We start from the raw sequence: 12,550 nt of genomic DNA, 5'->3' as shown, positions 1-12,550 counted from the left end.
GTCGAATTTTAATTTTTGTAATTTGGGCACAACATGACTTAAATAATGTTGTTTATAAAAAATACAAAATGCCAATACAAAAACCGGATAATTACGATCGATAGATTGTAAGCTGTGATCACCGCTTTCATCAACATAAACAATAAAATCACTGTACTTTTTATTCAACATATTTTATTCCACTAAATTATCGTTATGGGAACAATTTTATATTGTTATTAATAATTTTACCACACTCGGTATGATTTTCGGCTCAGGGATAAAAACTTGTTTATGTCGGTTGAGTTCGCCTTTTTCCAAAATAATACTGCTTTTGGCGACTTTGAACTGTTTGGCGAGAAATTTCAGCAGGTGGGCATTGGCTTGTCCGTCAACGGGTGGGGCGGTGATGCTGATTTTCAGTTCACCGTCATGCAAGCCGATAATTTGGTCTTTGCTGGCTTTGGGTTGCAGCACAATTTTCAGCCGCAACCCGTTTTCGCATAGTGTTATGGCGGACACGGTTATGCCAACACCCACAGCGAACCGAAAAAATCCAGCAGCAGGTTGTTGCCTAAAATCAGGATAAATGCCAATGCCATCACGGAAAAATCGATCATGCCGGTTTTTGGCAAAATTTTACGAATCGGCGCCAGCAGCGGCTCGGTAATGCGGTACAGTTGATATTCTAATGGATGATTGCCTTGGGAAAACCAACTCATCACCGCACGGATTAAAATGGCCCAGAAGATAATCTCGCCAAAGGCTTTGATCACCGCTAAGCCACCGATGATAGCGAATTGCCATAAACTGGCGCCTTCAAAACTACCGATTAATAGCGGATATTTCAGCATATTGATCACAAATGCCAGCACTAACGCAGCAAAATCAATATTTTTTCGGGTCGGGATCAGTTTGCGCAACGGTGCTAATACCGGTTGGGTCAGCTTGACTACGGCTTGTGACAGCGGGCTGTAAAAATCCACTTGGCAATATTGGAACCAAGCGCGCAATATCAGAATAAAAGTATAAAGCCCCACCACGGTTTGTACTAAAAATTGTAATGTGTTCATGAGAATCCTTTAAATAGCAAAAGTGCGGTCTGAAAACCGCACTATATTAGATAGGATTAAATCGGAAAAATTCAAGTTCCGATTGATATTATTGAATTGGGTAGTCCCACCAAATATCAAACAATTCACTAGTTTCAACTTGCTGTAGTTGGTTATCCTTCAACCACTGTGCTACCAAAGTGCGGTGTGAGTCGTTGCAGTTGCCGATATTTTCCAAACAAACCAAGCCTTCCCAATTGAGATAGCCGCTGCCTTCATAGGCTAAACCATTCGGTTTAATTACTTCGGCGATAAAACGATCTAGTGTTGCGTCAATCGCTTCTACTGATGTGTTGTCGGCAAACTGCCAGCGCACCACAAAACCTAACTCTTGGAATTCGCCTAAGTGCATTTTTTTACGTTGTCTGCGGTTACGTTGAATAGCCATACTCTTTTCCTTTTTCTGGTTGAATAAACTTATTGATAGATAAAATAAAGATCCCAAACGCCGTGACCGAGCCGCTGTCCGCGTTGTTCAAATTTGGTTAGTGGGCGGAAATCCGGTCGTGGGATATAGTCATTGGTTGCCGATTGATTTTGCAATTTTGCGTTATTTTGTAAGGTTTCCAGCATATGCTCGGCATAGTTCTGCCAGTCGGTTGCCATATGAATAAACGCACCGCACTTTAGCTTTTGCTGAATAGTGTGGATAAACGCCGGCTGCACAATCCGCCGTTTATGATGTTTGGCTTTCGGCCAGGGATCCGGAAAAAACAGTTGTAGCCCGCCTAAACTTTGATCAGCGATGCTGTCACGCAAAATTTCCATCGCATCGTGGCAAATCAAACGTAAATTACGGATTTCTTCCTGAACTGCCAAGGCAACACAAGCCCCAACGCCCGGTGTGTGCACTTCAATGCCTAGGTAATTACGATCCGGATTGTTTTTCGCCATCGCCACCAGCGAAGTTCCCATGCCAAAGCCAATTTCCAAAATCACCGGATTATCGTTGCCGAAAATCTTAGCAAAATCAAATGGGGTCTGTTGATATTCTAACCCATATTCTGACCAATGACGATTCATGGCGTCTTTTTGATAATCACTCAAACGCCCGGTGCGCAGCACAAAACTGCGAACTTTGCGCACATAGCGCCCATCGGCAGTAAATTCGGCAGTTTCAACGGTTTTACGTTTTTGATCAGCAAAGGTCGTTTGCAGGCTAGATTCTGACATCATGATTAATTAAAAAGCTCTCTTTTAGTTTGATAGCCCGCATTATGCAAATATCTTCGGTGATTACAACTGTTTTTGTCATTTCGATTGAAAATAACTAAGCCGCTGATGTAGTGCAATCATTTTATGTGTAAAGATTAGCGTATTTACACAAAAGGTTAAAAAATAGGCATGGATTTTGTAATAATGTCTGATAGAATGCGCCCCACTTAAATCAGCATCTTGTATTAACTGGCTGATTTCAATCAATAATTGACTTATTGGTTATCAATAAAATCATAAACTTAAACGATAAAAGGTTACTTATAGTGAAAAAAATCAATTCTAAAACCTGTGCTGCGCTATTGTTGTCAGCATTATTGGCCGCTTGTGGCGGTGGCGGCGGTTCATCCAATTCCACAACAACATCGAACACCACAGCGATTAATTCGGCGCCTAGCACGGCTCCAAAAACAGATGATGCGGCATTAGCTGCGCTGAAAGAGAAAGAAGCGCTTCAGAAAGCAGAACAAGAGCGCCAAAAAAGAGCGAAAGAAGAGGAAGAGAAGCAAAAAAATGAGCTTCAGCCAGCTGATCCAGTAGCACCACAGCCAGCTGAACCAGCAGCACCGCAGCCAGCTGAACCAGCAGCACCGCAGCCAGCTGAACCAGCAGCACCACAGCCAGCTGAACCAGCAGCACCACAGCCAGCTGAACCAGCAGCACCACAGCCAGCTGAACCAGCAGCACCGCAGCCAGCTGAACCAGCAGCACCGCAGCCAGCTGAACCAGCAGCACCACAGCCAGCTGACCCAGTAGCACCGCAGCCAGCTGAACCGGCAGCACCACCAGCGGTTGAACATCAAGGCTATGTGATTTCACAAGATGGGAAAAATGCTTGGAACGGAGAAGCCTCCGGCTACCAGGTTAAGCAACAAGGTGATGAATTTACAGCAGTCGCACAAGGTAGCTCATTGCAAATTGGCGATATGAAATTAGATTTAATCGATAGCAGCAATGCCAATTTAGGCTATTACGGCTATGTATCGACCTTTACCCCTGACAGCGGCATTGTAGGGGAAGGTAACGGGCAAAAACGCACGGTGGATCTGATGTATGCATTTGATGAAAGCAAAAAAGATGCCACTGCGCCGACATTGAATGGTTATCAAGGAACCGTCACCTATGGTGGTGATTTCCACTATTTGGCGGATACTGACCAAGTTAATCAAGCGAATATTTCCCTCAGCTATAACCCTGCGGCGAAGACTATGGCAGGTAATATCAGAGATACCGGCAAAGGGATTGATCTGGGATTGCAATTATCTGGAGAGTTGAACGGAGATTTTCAGATGATTGCAACACCGGTGAGAAACAACCACACTTCCACGGTGATTACTGAGAGAGGATCGTTAAACGGTCAGTTCCTTGACGGTGGAAAATATATTGTCGGCGATGCTGAATCCGGCGATGCGAATAAACAGTGGAAAGGTGTGTTCAGCACTAAAGAAACTGAGCGTGTAGCTAACTAATTTAATAACGAAATCCTCCTAATTCAAACCGCACTTCCAAAGTGCGGTTTCTCTACCCTTTCAACCGCTTTCCTTGCTGCCAAACACCTTCTAAAATTGGTTCGGCAATCTCTGGTGGAAAATTTTTCGGTAGCTGCTGCTGACATTGTTCAACCGCACTTTGATAATCGGTTGCGACCTGATGTAATATTTCTTCAACCAACTGTTGGCGCAAACCTGCTAACCTACCGGTTTCAATAAAATGGCGGATTTGGATTTTATCCCATAAATAGTGTTTATTTTTTCCGTGCCACGCCATCGCCATTTTGATTTTTTGCCGTTGCAAGCCTTGTGGTTTCAACAAAGGAAAAGCAGAGATCACATCATAGAACGGCGTTAGACGGTAGCGGTTATCTTTTTCCAAAAACAGACTGTAGTTTTTAGCGTGTCCGTCAATTGCCGCCATCAGCCAGAAAATAATTTGGGCTTTAAAAAAGTGTAGCCGATCGTCAAGGCTGTCTGTCGATCCCTTTAGCAGCGCGAGAATGGATAAAATACTGGGTCCGCCGTCTGCTTCATATTTTAACGCAGGCGCAATCGCCAACGCTTGGCATAGATCCTCCTGCGGCAAACGCACCAGCCAGCGGCCTGAAGCAGCCCAACGGCGATCAAAACGTTCGACGGATAAAACTTTGCAGTCACTAAAATGGAGAATTTCTGCATTTGCAGCAGGCAAACCAAAGGCTTTTAACAATTGCAAACAAAGCCATTCATTTTCACAGCTGTCGGATAAATCAAGCTGCCCCTGCCCGACAACGCCAATCGGCAGTTTCAGAATATGGCTGGTCGGTGTGGTGTTAAGCGGTTTGCACCATTGCTTGTTATGGTATAAAAGTGCGGTTTTCTCCTGTGCACCGGCAAGGGAAATCCGAAAATCTTGCTGTGGATTATCCATTCCCAGTGGTGAAAACTGATAGTTCTTCAATAATGCGGCAATGTCGGTTTCACCTAACGGTACGGCTTCAATTCGTTTGACTGAATAAGGATGTTTCCCTTGAGGATAAAGTTGAATGGCGCCCACGCAGTCGTGCCCAATCGCACTTAATAAATCAAATGGATGTTTGGTAGCAACATGAAAACGTTGCTGAATGCGCGAGCGAATTTGCTCATTATCAGGCAATAAATTATCGAAAAAATTATAAACAACACTGCCTTTATAGACTTTTTCCGATAATGGAAGCGATAACGAAATCGGACGTGCTTTGGCGTGGTTTAACCAAGTTGATTCGTATTGAAATTGGCTGGCACCGTCGCTGTTTTTTGTCCACAGCCCGACTTCAATACCGTTCATGGCAATCATCAAACGATTCATCACCAATCCTCATCATCAAAATCAGGCGTGGGTTCTTGGACTTGGTTGTTTGCCGGGATTGTGGTTTTATTGCGCGGTGAAAGCGTGATTTCCAGCTCTAACGCTGATAGCAAATTAAACAAAGTATCCACTTTGCTGCGTTCCGGCTGGTTTTCGAAGGCTGAAACCGTCGCTTGCTTCACACCGGCAAGCAAGGCAACTTGAGACTGCGATAACTTATTTTGATAGCGGAACTCTTTTAAGGCGTGCGCCAGCATTTTTGCAGTAGTGATAGCCATAATTTTATCCTCTTTAACAGATATTTTATAAAATACCCTTCAAAGCGGATAAAGTCAAATATATCCCTTTATAAGGATAAAATTTGTGATTAATCTAAATTTCATTCGTCATTCAGCCGTGCATTATTTTTACCAGTTCAACCGCACTTTGCGTTTTTTAATGGCTATCAAGCAAAGTGCGGTTGGTTTTATTTTTGATTGAAATAGAGGATTATTTCCGCAGTAAACGCAAGCCGTTGCCCACCACCAACAAGCTTGCCCCTACATCGGCAAACACCGCCATCCACATGGTGCCGATACCGCCTAAGGTCAAGGCAAGGAATACGGCTTTGACTAGCAAGGCGAAGCTGATGTTTTGCATTAAAATCGCGTGGGCGTTTTTGGATAAATAGATAAATTCAGGAATTTTGCCTAAGTCATCGTCCATCAATGCCACATCTGCGGTTTCAATCGCAGTGTCCGTTCCCATCGCTCCCATGGCGAAGCCGATATCGGCACGGGCCAGCGCCGGCGCATCGTTGATACCGTCGCCGACCATGCCGATTTTTTGTGATTTGGTTTGATTTTCAACCGCACTTTGCACAGTGTTGAGCTTATCTTGCGGCAGTTGGTTGCCAAGGGCTTCATCAATGCCCACTTGTGCCGCAATCGCATTGGCGGTGTGCTGATTGTCACCTGTCAGCATCAAGGTTTTCACCCCTAACTGGTGCAGCTCGGCAATGGCTTGGCGGCTGCTCTCTTTCACCGTATCGGCAACGGCAAACAGGGCTAGCACTTGGTGGTTATCCGCTAATACCACTACGGTTTTGCCTTGTTTTTCCAGTTGCTCGATTTGACTTTGTAATTCACTTGTGGCTTGCTTGCGTTCTTCAATTAAGCGAATATTGCCCAGTATATATTCCGTGCCGTCAATTTGCCCCTGTACGCCACGCCCCAAAAGTGCGGTGAAGTTTTCCACGCTTTTCACGTTGCTATTCTCTGGATTTGCTGTCGCAATCGCTTGCGAAACAGGGTGATCAGAACGAGCGGCAAGGCTGACAGCAAGTGATCGTGCTTCTGCCAAAGGCATAGTAGCAAGTGCGGTCATATTGGTCTGTACTGGCTTACCATGGGTCAGCGTGCCTGTTTTATCGAGCGCCAAGGTGGTTAATAACCGCCCTTGTTCCAAATACACTCCGCCTTTAATCAAAATCCCTTTGCGCGCAGCAGCGGCAAGCCCACTCACTACCGTCACAGGGGTAGAGATCACCAAGGCACAAGGACAAGCAATCACCAATAACACCAAGGCTTTGTAAATCCAATCAAACCATGCACCTGCCATAAATAGCGGCGGAATGACCGCAATCAACAATGCAATCACCAACACCGCAGGGGTGTAAATTTGGGCGAATTTATCCACAAACCGCTGGGTCGGTGCTTTCACCCCTTGGGCTTCTTCCACTGCATGAATAATGCGTGCCAGTGTTGAGTGGCTTGCCGCAGCGGTGACTTGATATTCAAATGAACCGCTTTGGTTAATCGTGCCGGCGAATACTTGATCGCCCACGCCTTTATCCACGGGCAAACTTTCGCCAGTAATCGGGGCTTGATTGACCGCACTTTGCCCTTGGCTGATGTTGCCGTCAAGGGCGATCCGCTCTCCCGGTTTGACACGCACCACATCGCCCACGCTGACGCTGTCCGCTGCCATTTCCTGCCACGAGCCGTCAGGCTGTTGCACGGTAGCGGTTTCTGGGGCGAGCGCCATCAGTTCGGCAATCGCATTGCGTGCACGATCAAGCGATTTTGCTTCAATCACCTCCGCCAAGGTAAACAGCACCATCACCATCGCCGCTTCCGGCCATTGCCCGATGAGTAAGCCCCCAGTGACGGCAATGCTCATCAACGCATTGATGTTCAAACTGCCGGTGCGAATCGACAGCCAGCCTTTTTTGTAGGTTTCGATGCCGCACAACAGCACCGCCGCCACCGCTAAGATTGCCCCAGACCAATGCGGCAAGCCAAACCAAGTCACCGCTTCTGACCCCAACGCCAGCACACCTGCAATCACCGATGGCAACAGCGGTTTTTGTGGAGCTTCGGTTTTCGCCAGTTTGCCGTCTGCTTCAGGCAATTCAGGCTCAAAGCCGAGCGAGCGAATCGCTTCCAATATTTTTGGCAGATCCTGTTTGCCATGGGTAACGGTCAACACACGCTGGATTAAGTTGAATTCCAACGCTTGCACTTCGTTCATGGTGGCGAACTTTTTACGGAGCACCCCTTCTTCGGTCGGACAATCCATTTGTTGAATGCGAATGGCAGTTTGTACTCCGTTTGCCACTGTTTTACTTTGTGCCAATTGCTCAAAGTGCGGTTGCGTTTGTGACGGATTATGTTGATGTGAACAGCAGTTAGCCATCATCTTTTTCCTCTATAAAAATGTTCTGTTATGCTATATTAAACACCCTGTAGTTGCTACAGGGTCAAGCAGGAGAAGGAAAAAAATGAAAATCGGTGATTTAGCCAAACAAACCGGTTGCCCGGTAGAAACCATTCGTTATTACGAACGGGAAGGTTTGATGCCGCAAGCGCAACGCAATCTGATGAATAATTACCGTGAATACGGCACGGCGCATTTAGAGCGTTTGGTGTTTATCCGCCGTTGCCGTGCGTTGGAAATGACACAGGATGAAATCCGCGAACTGCTGCAAGCCAAAGCCGACCCCAACGCCAGTTGCGCCTCGATTAATGATTTGATTGATCAACATTTATTGCATGTCAAAGCACGGATTCGTGAGTTGCAATCCTTAAAAAAGCAGTTGAGCGAATTACGCAGTCAATGTCATGACGTTCACAATAATGAAAGTTGCGGCATTCTGAAAGGCTTACAGCAACCGAATGGCGGTGAAGTTATCCAATCAGTGAGGCATCTGGGTAAGGTGTGTGATAAATAACGATTTAGGCACGCACCATTTTTTCTTCGCGAATTGGTAAATTCAGCACGGCGGCAAGAGCGGCTAAGATCATATCGGCATACCACATCCAGCTGTAATCACCGTAAATGGTGATGGCGAGGCCGCCCAAATACGCACCGAAAAAGCCACCGACTTGGTGCGACAACAAGGTTAAACCAAACAGGGTTGCCAAATAGCGCACCCCGAATAGTTTGCCGACGGTTGCCGCAGTTGGCGGTACGGTGGCAAGCCATGTTAGTCCTAAGCCGATGGCAAACAGATAAAACGTCATCGGGCTGCTTGGCGCTATCAGATAAATACCGATTAGCGCGGCACGCGAGGCGTACATCCAAAACAGAATATATTTGCTGCGGTAATGTCCGACTAACCAGCCGACCACCAAGCTGCCGACTACATTAGACAGCCCGATAATCGCCAGTGACCATGAAGCAACGTCGGCTGATAATTTGCTGAGCGATACTTCAGTCGGCAAATGGGTTACCAAAAATGCGATATGAAAGCCACAGGTGAAAAAACCAAGATGCAACAAAATGTAGCTGCGATCTTTAAACGAGGCGAGAACCGCTTGTTTTAAACTTTGTTCGGGCGTGCTGACCGCACTTGGCGTATTTTTTATGGTGGTATCGTCGCGCGATAGCCAACGGGCAATCGGCAAACAGATCAGACTGATAATCGCCAGCGTATACATCGCCCCTTGCCAGCCGAAGGCAGGAATAATAATCAAACCTTGCACCAACGGTGCAAACAGAAATTGCCCGAACGAACCACCGGCATTGACTATTCCCGAAGCCAAACCCCGTATTTTTTGTGGTAGTTTATTGGAAACCTGACTGATTAAAATCGAAAAACTGCCAGCCCCGGCACCAAAAGCGAGCATAATTCCCATAGTAAAGGTTAAACCGAGGGTTGACGGGAACAGCGGTGTAAGGGCGAATCCGGCTGCTAACAGCAGCGTGCCCCACAGTAAAACCGGCCATGCGCTGTAACGATCCGCAAGTGCACCGGTAACCGGCTGTGCCACGCCCCACATCAATTGCGTGACCGCCATGGCAAAACTGATACTGGTAATACTCAGTGCGGTTTCTTGATGAATCGGCTGCACGAACAATCCCAATGCCATGCGCATGCCCATGGTGATCATTAAAATTGAGGCGGCAGCAAGGATAATCAGAGTGAATCGTGGGCTGTGGCTGGTTGGCGAGAAGTTCATGCCTAAATCTCAGGTTAAGTCAAAAATGTCATTCTAGCAAAAATACAGCATGAAGAAAGTGTGATTTTTCATAGCGTCCCGACCGCACTTGCGGTAAAGTGCGGTTTTTGATTCACAATAGAGACGTTATGTTAGCCCAATCTTCAATTCATACGCCTTTTGCCCGTGCGGTGCTCGACTGGTATCGCCAATACGGACGCAAAGATTTACCGTGGCAGCGCAATAAAACCTTATACCAAGTCTGGTTGTCGGAAGTGATGTTGCAGCAAACCCAAGTCGCTACCGTCATTCCCTATTTTGAACGGTTTATCGCAACATTCCCGACAGTGACGGCGCTGGCGCAGGCGCCGATTGACGAGGTGTTGCATCTGTGGACCGGGTTGGGCTATTACGCCAGAGCCAGAAATTTGCATAAAACAGCGCAGTTAATCCGCGATCAGTATCAAGGGCAATTTCCTACTGAGTTTGAACAGGTTTTGGCGTTGCCGGGGGTGGGCAGAAGCACGGCAGGGGCGATTTTATCCTCCGTATTAAATGCGCCCTATCCGATTTTGGATGGCAATGTGAAACGGGTATTGGCGCGCTATTTTGCGGTTGACGGTTGGAGCGGCGATAAAAAGGTCAGTGATCAGTTGTGGCGGCATAGCGAACAGGTCACACCGAACCAACAAGTTGCCGATTTTAATCAGGCGATGATGGATCTTGGCGCAATGGTTTGCACGCGCAGCAAACCCAAGTGCGGTCTGTGCCCACTGCAAACTGAGTGTCAAGCGAATCAGCAGCAGAATTGGCAGGATTACCCCGGTAAAAAAGCCAAGAAAGCGTTGCCGGAAAAGCAGGCTTACTTTTTGATTTTGGCAGACGGCGAGCAAGTGTTGCTACGACGGCGCCCGCCGCAAGGGCTGTGGGGCGGCTTGTATTGCTTCCCGCAGTTCGACAGCAAAACCGCACTTTTGGATTATTTACAACAGTATAATATTGAACAGTATCAACAGTGGGTGGCATTTCGACATACCTTCAGCCACTTTCATCTGGATATTGTGCCTGTGTATGCAGAAAAAAGCCTGAACAGCAGTCAAAAGTGCGGTCAGCCGCAACATTTTGCAGAAAAAGTGGCGGAAATCAGCGTGGAGTATGGTGCGGAGATACCCGAACCACACAATTATTGGTATAATTTTCAAACACCGCCCAAAATTGGGTTGGCGACGCCAATGAAAAATTTATTATTACAATTACAGGCAATGCAACCAAAATAGAAAAAATTTGTCTAACGAAAGATCTAATGTAAAAAGTAAAAGGACTAGCAAATGGCACGAACAGTTTATTGTGAATATTTGAAACAGGAAGCCGACGGACTGGATTTTCAACTCTATCCCGGCGAGCTGGGCAAGCGGATCTTCGATTCGATCAGTAAGCAGGCATGGGGCGAATGGATGAAAAAGCAGACCATGCTGGTGAACGAGAAAAAACTGAATATGATGAATGCCGAACATCGTCAACTACTGGAAAGCGAAATGGTGAATTTCCTGTTTGAAGGTAAAGACGTGCATATCGAAGGTTATGTTCCGCCAAGCCAATAATCAGCGCATAAGTTAGGGTTTAGCTATGAAAAAATATTTACTGGTGCTGCTGATTCCGTTGTTGGTGGCTTGTGGTTCGTCCTCGAAGAAAAGCAACGGGATTGATTATGATGATGCATTTGCCAAAGATCTGCGTGGTTTGGATATCCTGACCGGGCAGTTTTCGCATAATATTGACCGTAAGTGGGGCGTGAATGAGCTGTTGGTGGCGAGTCGTAAGGACTACGTTAAATATACCGACCAATACAATACCCGTAGCCATATCAGCTTTGATGAAGGCAAAATTACAATTGAAACCCAGGGAATGGATGCCTACCGTTTAAAAAAATCAATCGTGCATACGTTGATGATGGGCTCTGATGCTAACGGCATCGATCTGTTTGCTGACGGTGATGCGCCAATCAGCTCGCGCCCGTTCTTGGCGGGGCAGGTGGTTGATCATCGAGGGGCTACGATTAATAATTTGGATAGCGCTAATCAATTTGCCAATTATTTGCTGCAAAACAGTTTGCAAACCCGCCGTTTGGGCAACGGACAGCTGGTAGAATATGTTACGATTCCGATGATTGCCAACCATGTTAATGTGCGGGCGCAAAAATATGTGCCTTTTGTGCGTCGTGCAGCACGCCACTATAATATTGATGAAAGCTTGATTTTGGCGATCATGCAAACAGAATCCAGTTTTAACCCTTATGCCATTAGTTATGCCAACGCAATGGGCTTAATGCAGGTAGTGCCGCACACTGCTGGGCGTGATGTGTTTAAAATTGTGAAAAACCGAGAGGGGCAGCCTAATAAAGAGTATTTGTTTGATCCGCACCAAAATATTGATGCGGGGGTTGCTTATTTATCAATTCTGCAAAACAGTTATTTGGCAGGTATCACCGATCCGTCTTCCAAACGTTATGCGATGATCTCTGCTTATAACAGCGGTGCAGGGGCGGTGTTGCGCGTGTTCGATGAAGATAAAAATATTGCGGTCAGTAAGATTAATAGCTTACTTCCTGAGCAGGTGTATCGTATTTTATCCACCAAACATCCGTCTTCACAGGCAAGAAACTATCTGGTGAAGGTTGATTCGGCACAGAAAAAATATCGGGTGCGAGCGAATTAATAAACAACTTTCGGATTAAAAACAGACGCTTTGCACATAAAGCGTGCAAACGAGTGGGGCAATGAAAGTTTTTTTAAAATAGAGGTTGACTTGAAACTCAAAAAAACGTTTAATACGCACCACTGATGAGTTGCCTCGATAGCTCAGTCGGTAGAGCAGGGGATTGAAAATCCCCGTGTCGGTGGTTCGATTCCGCCTCGAGGCACCACTTTTCCTCCTTAGTTCAGTCGGTAGAACGGCGGACTGTTAATCCGTATGTCGCTGGTTCAAGTCCAGCAGGAGGAGCCA

The 12,550-nt window shown here is 46.4% G+C and carries 14 protein-coding genes and 2 tRNA genes; 7 read left to right on the top strand and 9 right to left on the bottom strand.

Features of this window, described 5'->3' with window-relative positions:
* From FHQ30_RS05160 to trmB, 5 genes are all read right to left on the bottom strand, one after another.
* Window positions 1-168: DUF3800 domain-containing protein (locus tag FHQ30_RS05160; RefSeq protein WP_139625150.1), on the bottom strand; the 168-nt coding region annotated here is incomplete at its 3' end.
* A gap of 39 nt (window positions 169-207) precedes the next feature.
* Window positions 208-501: a DUF167 family protein YggU gene (gene yggU, locus FHQ30_RS05155; RefSeq protein WP_139612309.1), complete on the bottom strand. Its 294-nt coding sequence runs from the start codon at window positions 499-501 to the stop codon at window positions 208-210.
* A 2-nt stretch (window positions 502-503) separates the two neighbouring features.
* Window positions 504-1,052 (bottom strand): YggT family protein, encoded by a 549-nt coding sequence (locus tag FHQ30_RS05150; RefSeq protein WP_139612310.1) that lies wholly within the window; start codon window positions 1,050-1,052, stop codon window positions 504-506.
* A gap of 88 nt (window positions 1,053-1,140) precedes the next feature.
* The gene (locus tag FHQ30_RS05145) at window positions 1,141-1,479 is read right to left on the bottom strand and encodes a YggL family protein (RefSeq protein WP_132967737.1); all 339 of its coding nucleotides are present in this window, start codon (window positions 1,477-1,479) and stop codon (window positions 1,141-1,143) included.
* Window positions 1,480-1,508: 29 nt separating this feature from the next.
* On the bottom strand, window positions 1,509-2,267 hold the full coding sequence (trmB, locus tag FHQ30_RS05140) for a tRNA (guanosine(46)-N7)-methyltransferase TrmB (protein WP_442805717.1): 759 nt from the start codon (window positions 2,265-2,267) through the stop codon (window positions 1,509-1,511).
* Between the two features lie 305 nt (window positions 2,268-2,572).
* Between trmB and FHQ30_RS05135 the strand changes: the two genes are divergently transcribed.
* Window positions 2,573-3,775, top strand: a complete 1,203-nt coding sequence (locus FHQ30_RS05135) for a hypothetical protein (protein WP_176552761.1) — start codon at window positions 2,573-2,575, stop codon at window positions 3,773-3,775.
* 52 nt (window positions 3,776-3,827) lie between these two features.
* On the opposite strand, the gene FHQ30_RS05130 is transcribed toward FHQ30_RS05135, so the two are convergent.
* From FHQ30_RS05130 to FHQ30_RS05120, 3 genes are all read right to left on the bottom strand, one after another.
* Entirely contained in the window at window positions 3,828-5,126 is a 1,299-nt protein-coding gene (locus FHQ30_RS05130) for a type II toxin-antitoxin system HipA family toxin (RefSeq protein WP_139610206.1), read from the bottom strand.
* Window positions 5,126-5,404: a helix-turn-helix domain-containing protein gene (locus tag FHQ30_RS05125; protein ID WP_139610205.1), complete on the bottom strand. Its 279-nt coding sequence runs from the start codon at window positions 5,402-5,404 to the stop codon at window positions 5,126-5,128. Before FHQ30_RS05125 ends, FHQ30_RS05130 begins: the two co-directional genes overlap by 1 nt.
* A gap of 211 nt (window positions 5,405-5,615) precedes the next feature.
* Window positions 5,616-7,805, bottom strand: a complete 2,190-nt coding sequence (locus FHQ30_RS05120; RefSeq protein ID WP_139610204.1) for a heavy metal translocating P-type ATPase — start codon at window positions 7,803-7,805, stop codon at window positions 5,616-5,618.
* Window positions 7,806-7,887: 82 nt separating this feature from the next.
* On the opposite strand from FHQ30_RS05120, the gene cadR reads away from it, so the two are divergent.
* Window positions 7,888-8,337: a Cd(II)/Pb(II)-responsive transcriptional regulator gene (gene cadR / locus FHQ30_RS05115; RefSeq protein ID WP_139610203.1), complete on the top strand. Its 450-nt coding sequence runs from the start codon at window positions 7,888-7,890 to the stop codon at window positions 8,335-8,337.
* 4 nt (window positions 8,338-8,341) lie between these two features.
* Here cadR and FHQ30_RS05110 read toward each other — a convergent pair whose 3' ends face one another.
* On the bottom strand, window positions 8,342-9,568 hold the full coding sequence (locus FHQ30_RS05110) for an MFS transporter (protein ID WP_139610202.1): 1,227 nt from the start codon (window positions 9,566-9,568) through the stop codon (window positions 8,342-8,344).
* Window positions 9,569-9,696: 128 nt separating this feature from the next.
* On the opposite strand from FHQ30_RS05110, the gene mutY reads away from it, so the two are divergent.
* The 5 genes from mutY to FHQ30_RS05085 all read left to right on the top strand — a co-directional run bounded on the left by mutY (window position 9,697) and on the right by FHQ30_RS05085 (window position 12,550).
* The gene (gene mutY, locus FHQ30_RS05105) at window positions 9,697-10,824 is read left to right on the top strand and encodes an A/G-specific adenine glycosylase (RefSeq protein WP_139610201.1); all 1,128 of its coding nucleotides are present in this window, start codon (window positions 9,697-9,699) and stop codon (window positions 10,822-10,824) included.
* A 51-nt stretch (window positions 10,825-10,875) separates the two neighbouring features.
* Window positions 10,876-11,148, top strand: coding sequence for an oxidative damage protection protein (locus FHQ30_RS05100; protein ID WP_139610200.1), 273 nt, complete (start codon window positions 10,876-10,878; stop codon window positions 11,146-11,148).
* Window positions 11,149-11,173: 25 nt separating this feature from the next.
* Entirely contained in the window at window positions 11,174-12,262 is a 1,089-nt protein-coding gene (gene mltC / locus FHQ30_RS05095) for a membrane-bound lytic murein transglycosylase MltC (RefSeq protein WP_139610199.1), read from the top strand.
* A 132-nt stretch (window positions 12,263-12,394) separates the two neighbouring features.
* A tRNA-Phe gene (locus FHQ30_RS05090) sits at window positions 12,395-12,470 on the top strand.
* Between the two features lie 4 nt (window positions 12,471-12,474).
* Window positions 12,475-12,550: transfer RNA gene (locus FHQ30_RS05085), tRNA-Asn, on the top strand.

The sequence above is a fragment of the Testudinibacter sp. 'clade 2' genome, from assembly GCF_006227735.1.
Taxonomy (GTDB): Bacteria; Pseudomonadota; Gammaproteobacteria; order Enterobacterales; family Pasteurellaceae; genus Chelonobacter.
This window is presented reverse-complemented; position numbering and strand designations above follow the sequence as displayed.

Excerpts from the sequence above, each read along its gene's own strand:
- cadR (WP_139610203.1), top strand. The coding sequence starts at position 7,888 with ATGAAAATCGGTGATTTAGCCAAACAAACCGGTTGCCCGGTAGAAACC.
- FHQ30_RS05125 (WP_139610205.1), bottom strand. The coding sequence starts at position 5,404 with ATGGCTATCACTACTGCAAAAATGCTGGCGCACGCCTTAAAAGAGTTC.
- mutY (WP_139610201.1), top strand. The coding sequence starts at position 9,697 with ATGTTAGCCCAATCTTCAATTCATACGCCTTTTGCCCGTGCGGTGCTC.
- mltC (WP_139610199.1), top strand. The coding sequence starts at position 11,174 with ATGAAAAAATATTTACTGGTGCTGCTGATTCCGTTGTTGGTGGCTTGT.
- FHQ30_RS05145 (WP_132967737.1), bottom strand. The coding sequence starts at position 1,479 with ATGGCTATTCAACGTAACCGCAGACAACGTAAAAAAATGCACTTAGGC.
- FHQ30_RS05150 (WP_139612310.1), bottom strand. The coding sequence starts at position 1,052 with ATGAACACATTACAATTTTTAGTACAAACCGTGGTGGGGCTTTATACT.
- FHQ30_RS05130 (WP_139610206.1), bottom strand. The coding sequence starts at position 5,126 with ATGAATCGTTTGATGATTGCCATGAACGGTATTGAAGTCGGGCTGTGG.
- FHQ30_RS05110 (WP_139610202.1), bottom strand. The coding sequence starts at position 9,568 with ATGAACTTCTCGCCAACCAGCCACAGCCCACGATTCACTCTGATTATC.
- trmB (WP_442805717.1), bottom strand. The coding sequence starts at position 2,267 with ATGATGTCAGAATCTAGCCTGCAAACGACCTTTGCTGATCAAAAACGT.
- FHQ30_RS05120 (WP_139610204.1), bottom strand. The coding sequence starts at position 7,805 with ATGATGGCTAACTGCTGTTCACATCAACATAATCCGTCACAAACGCAA.
- FHQ30_RS05100 (WP_139610200.1), top strand. The coding sequence starts at position 10,876 with ATGGCACGAACAGTTTATTGTGAATATTTGAAACAGGAAGCCGACGGA.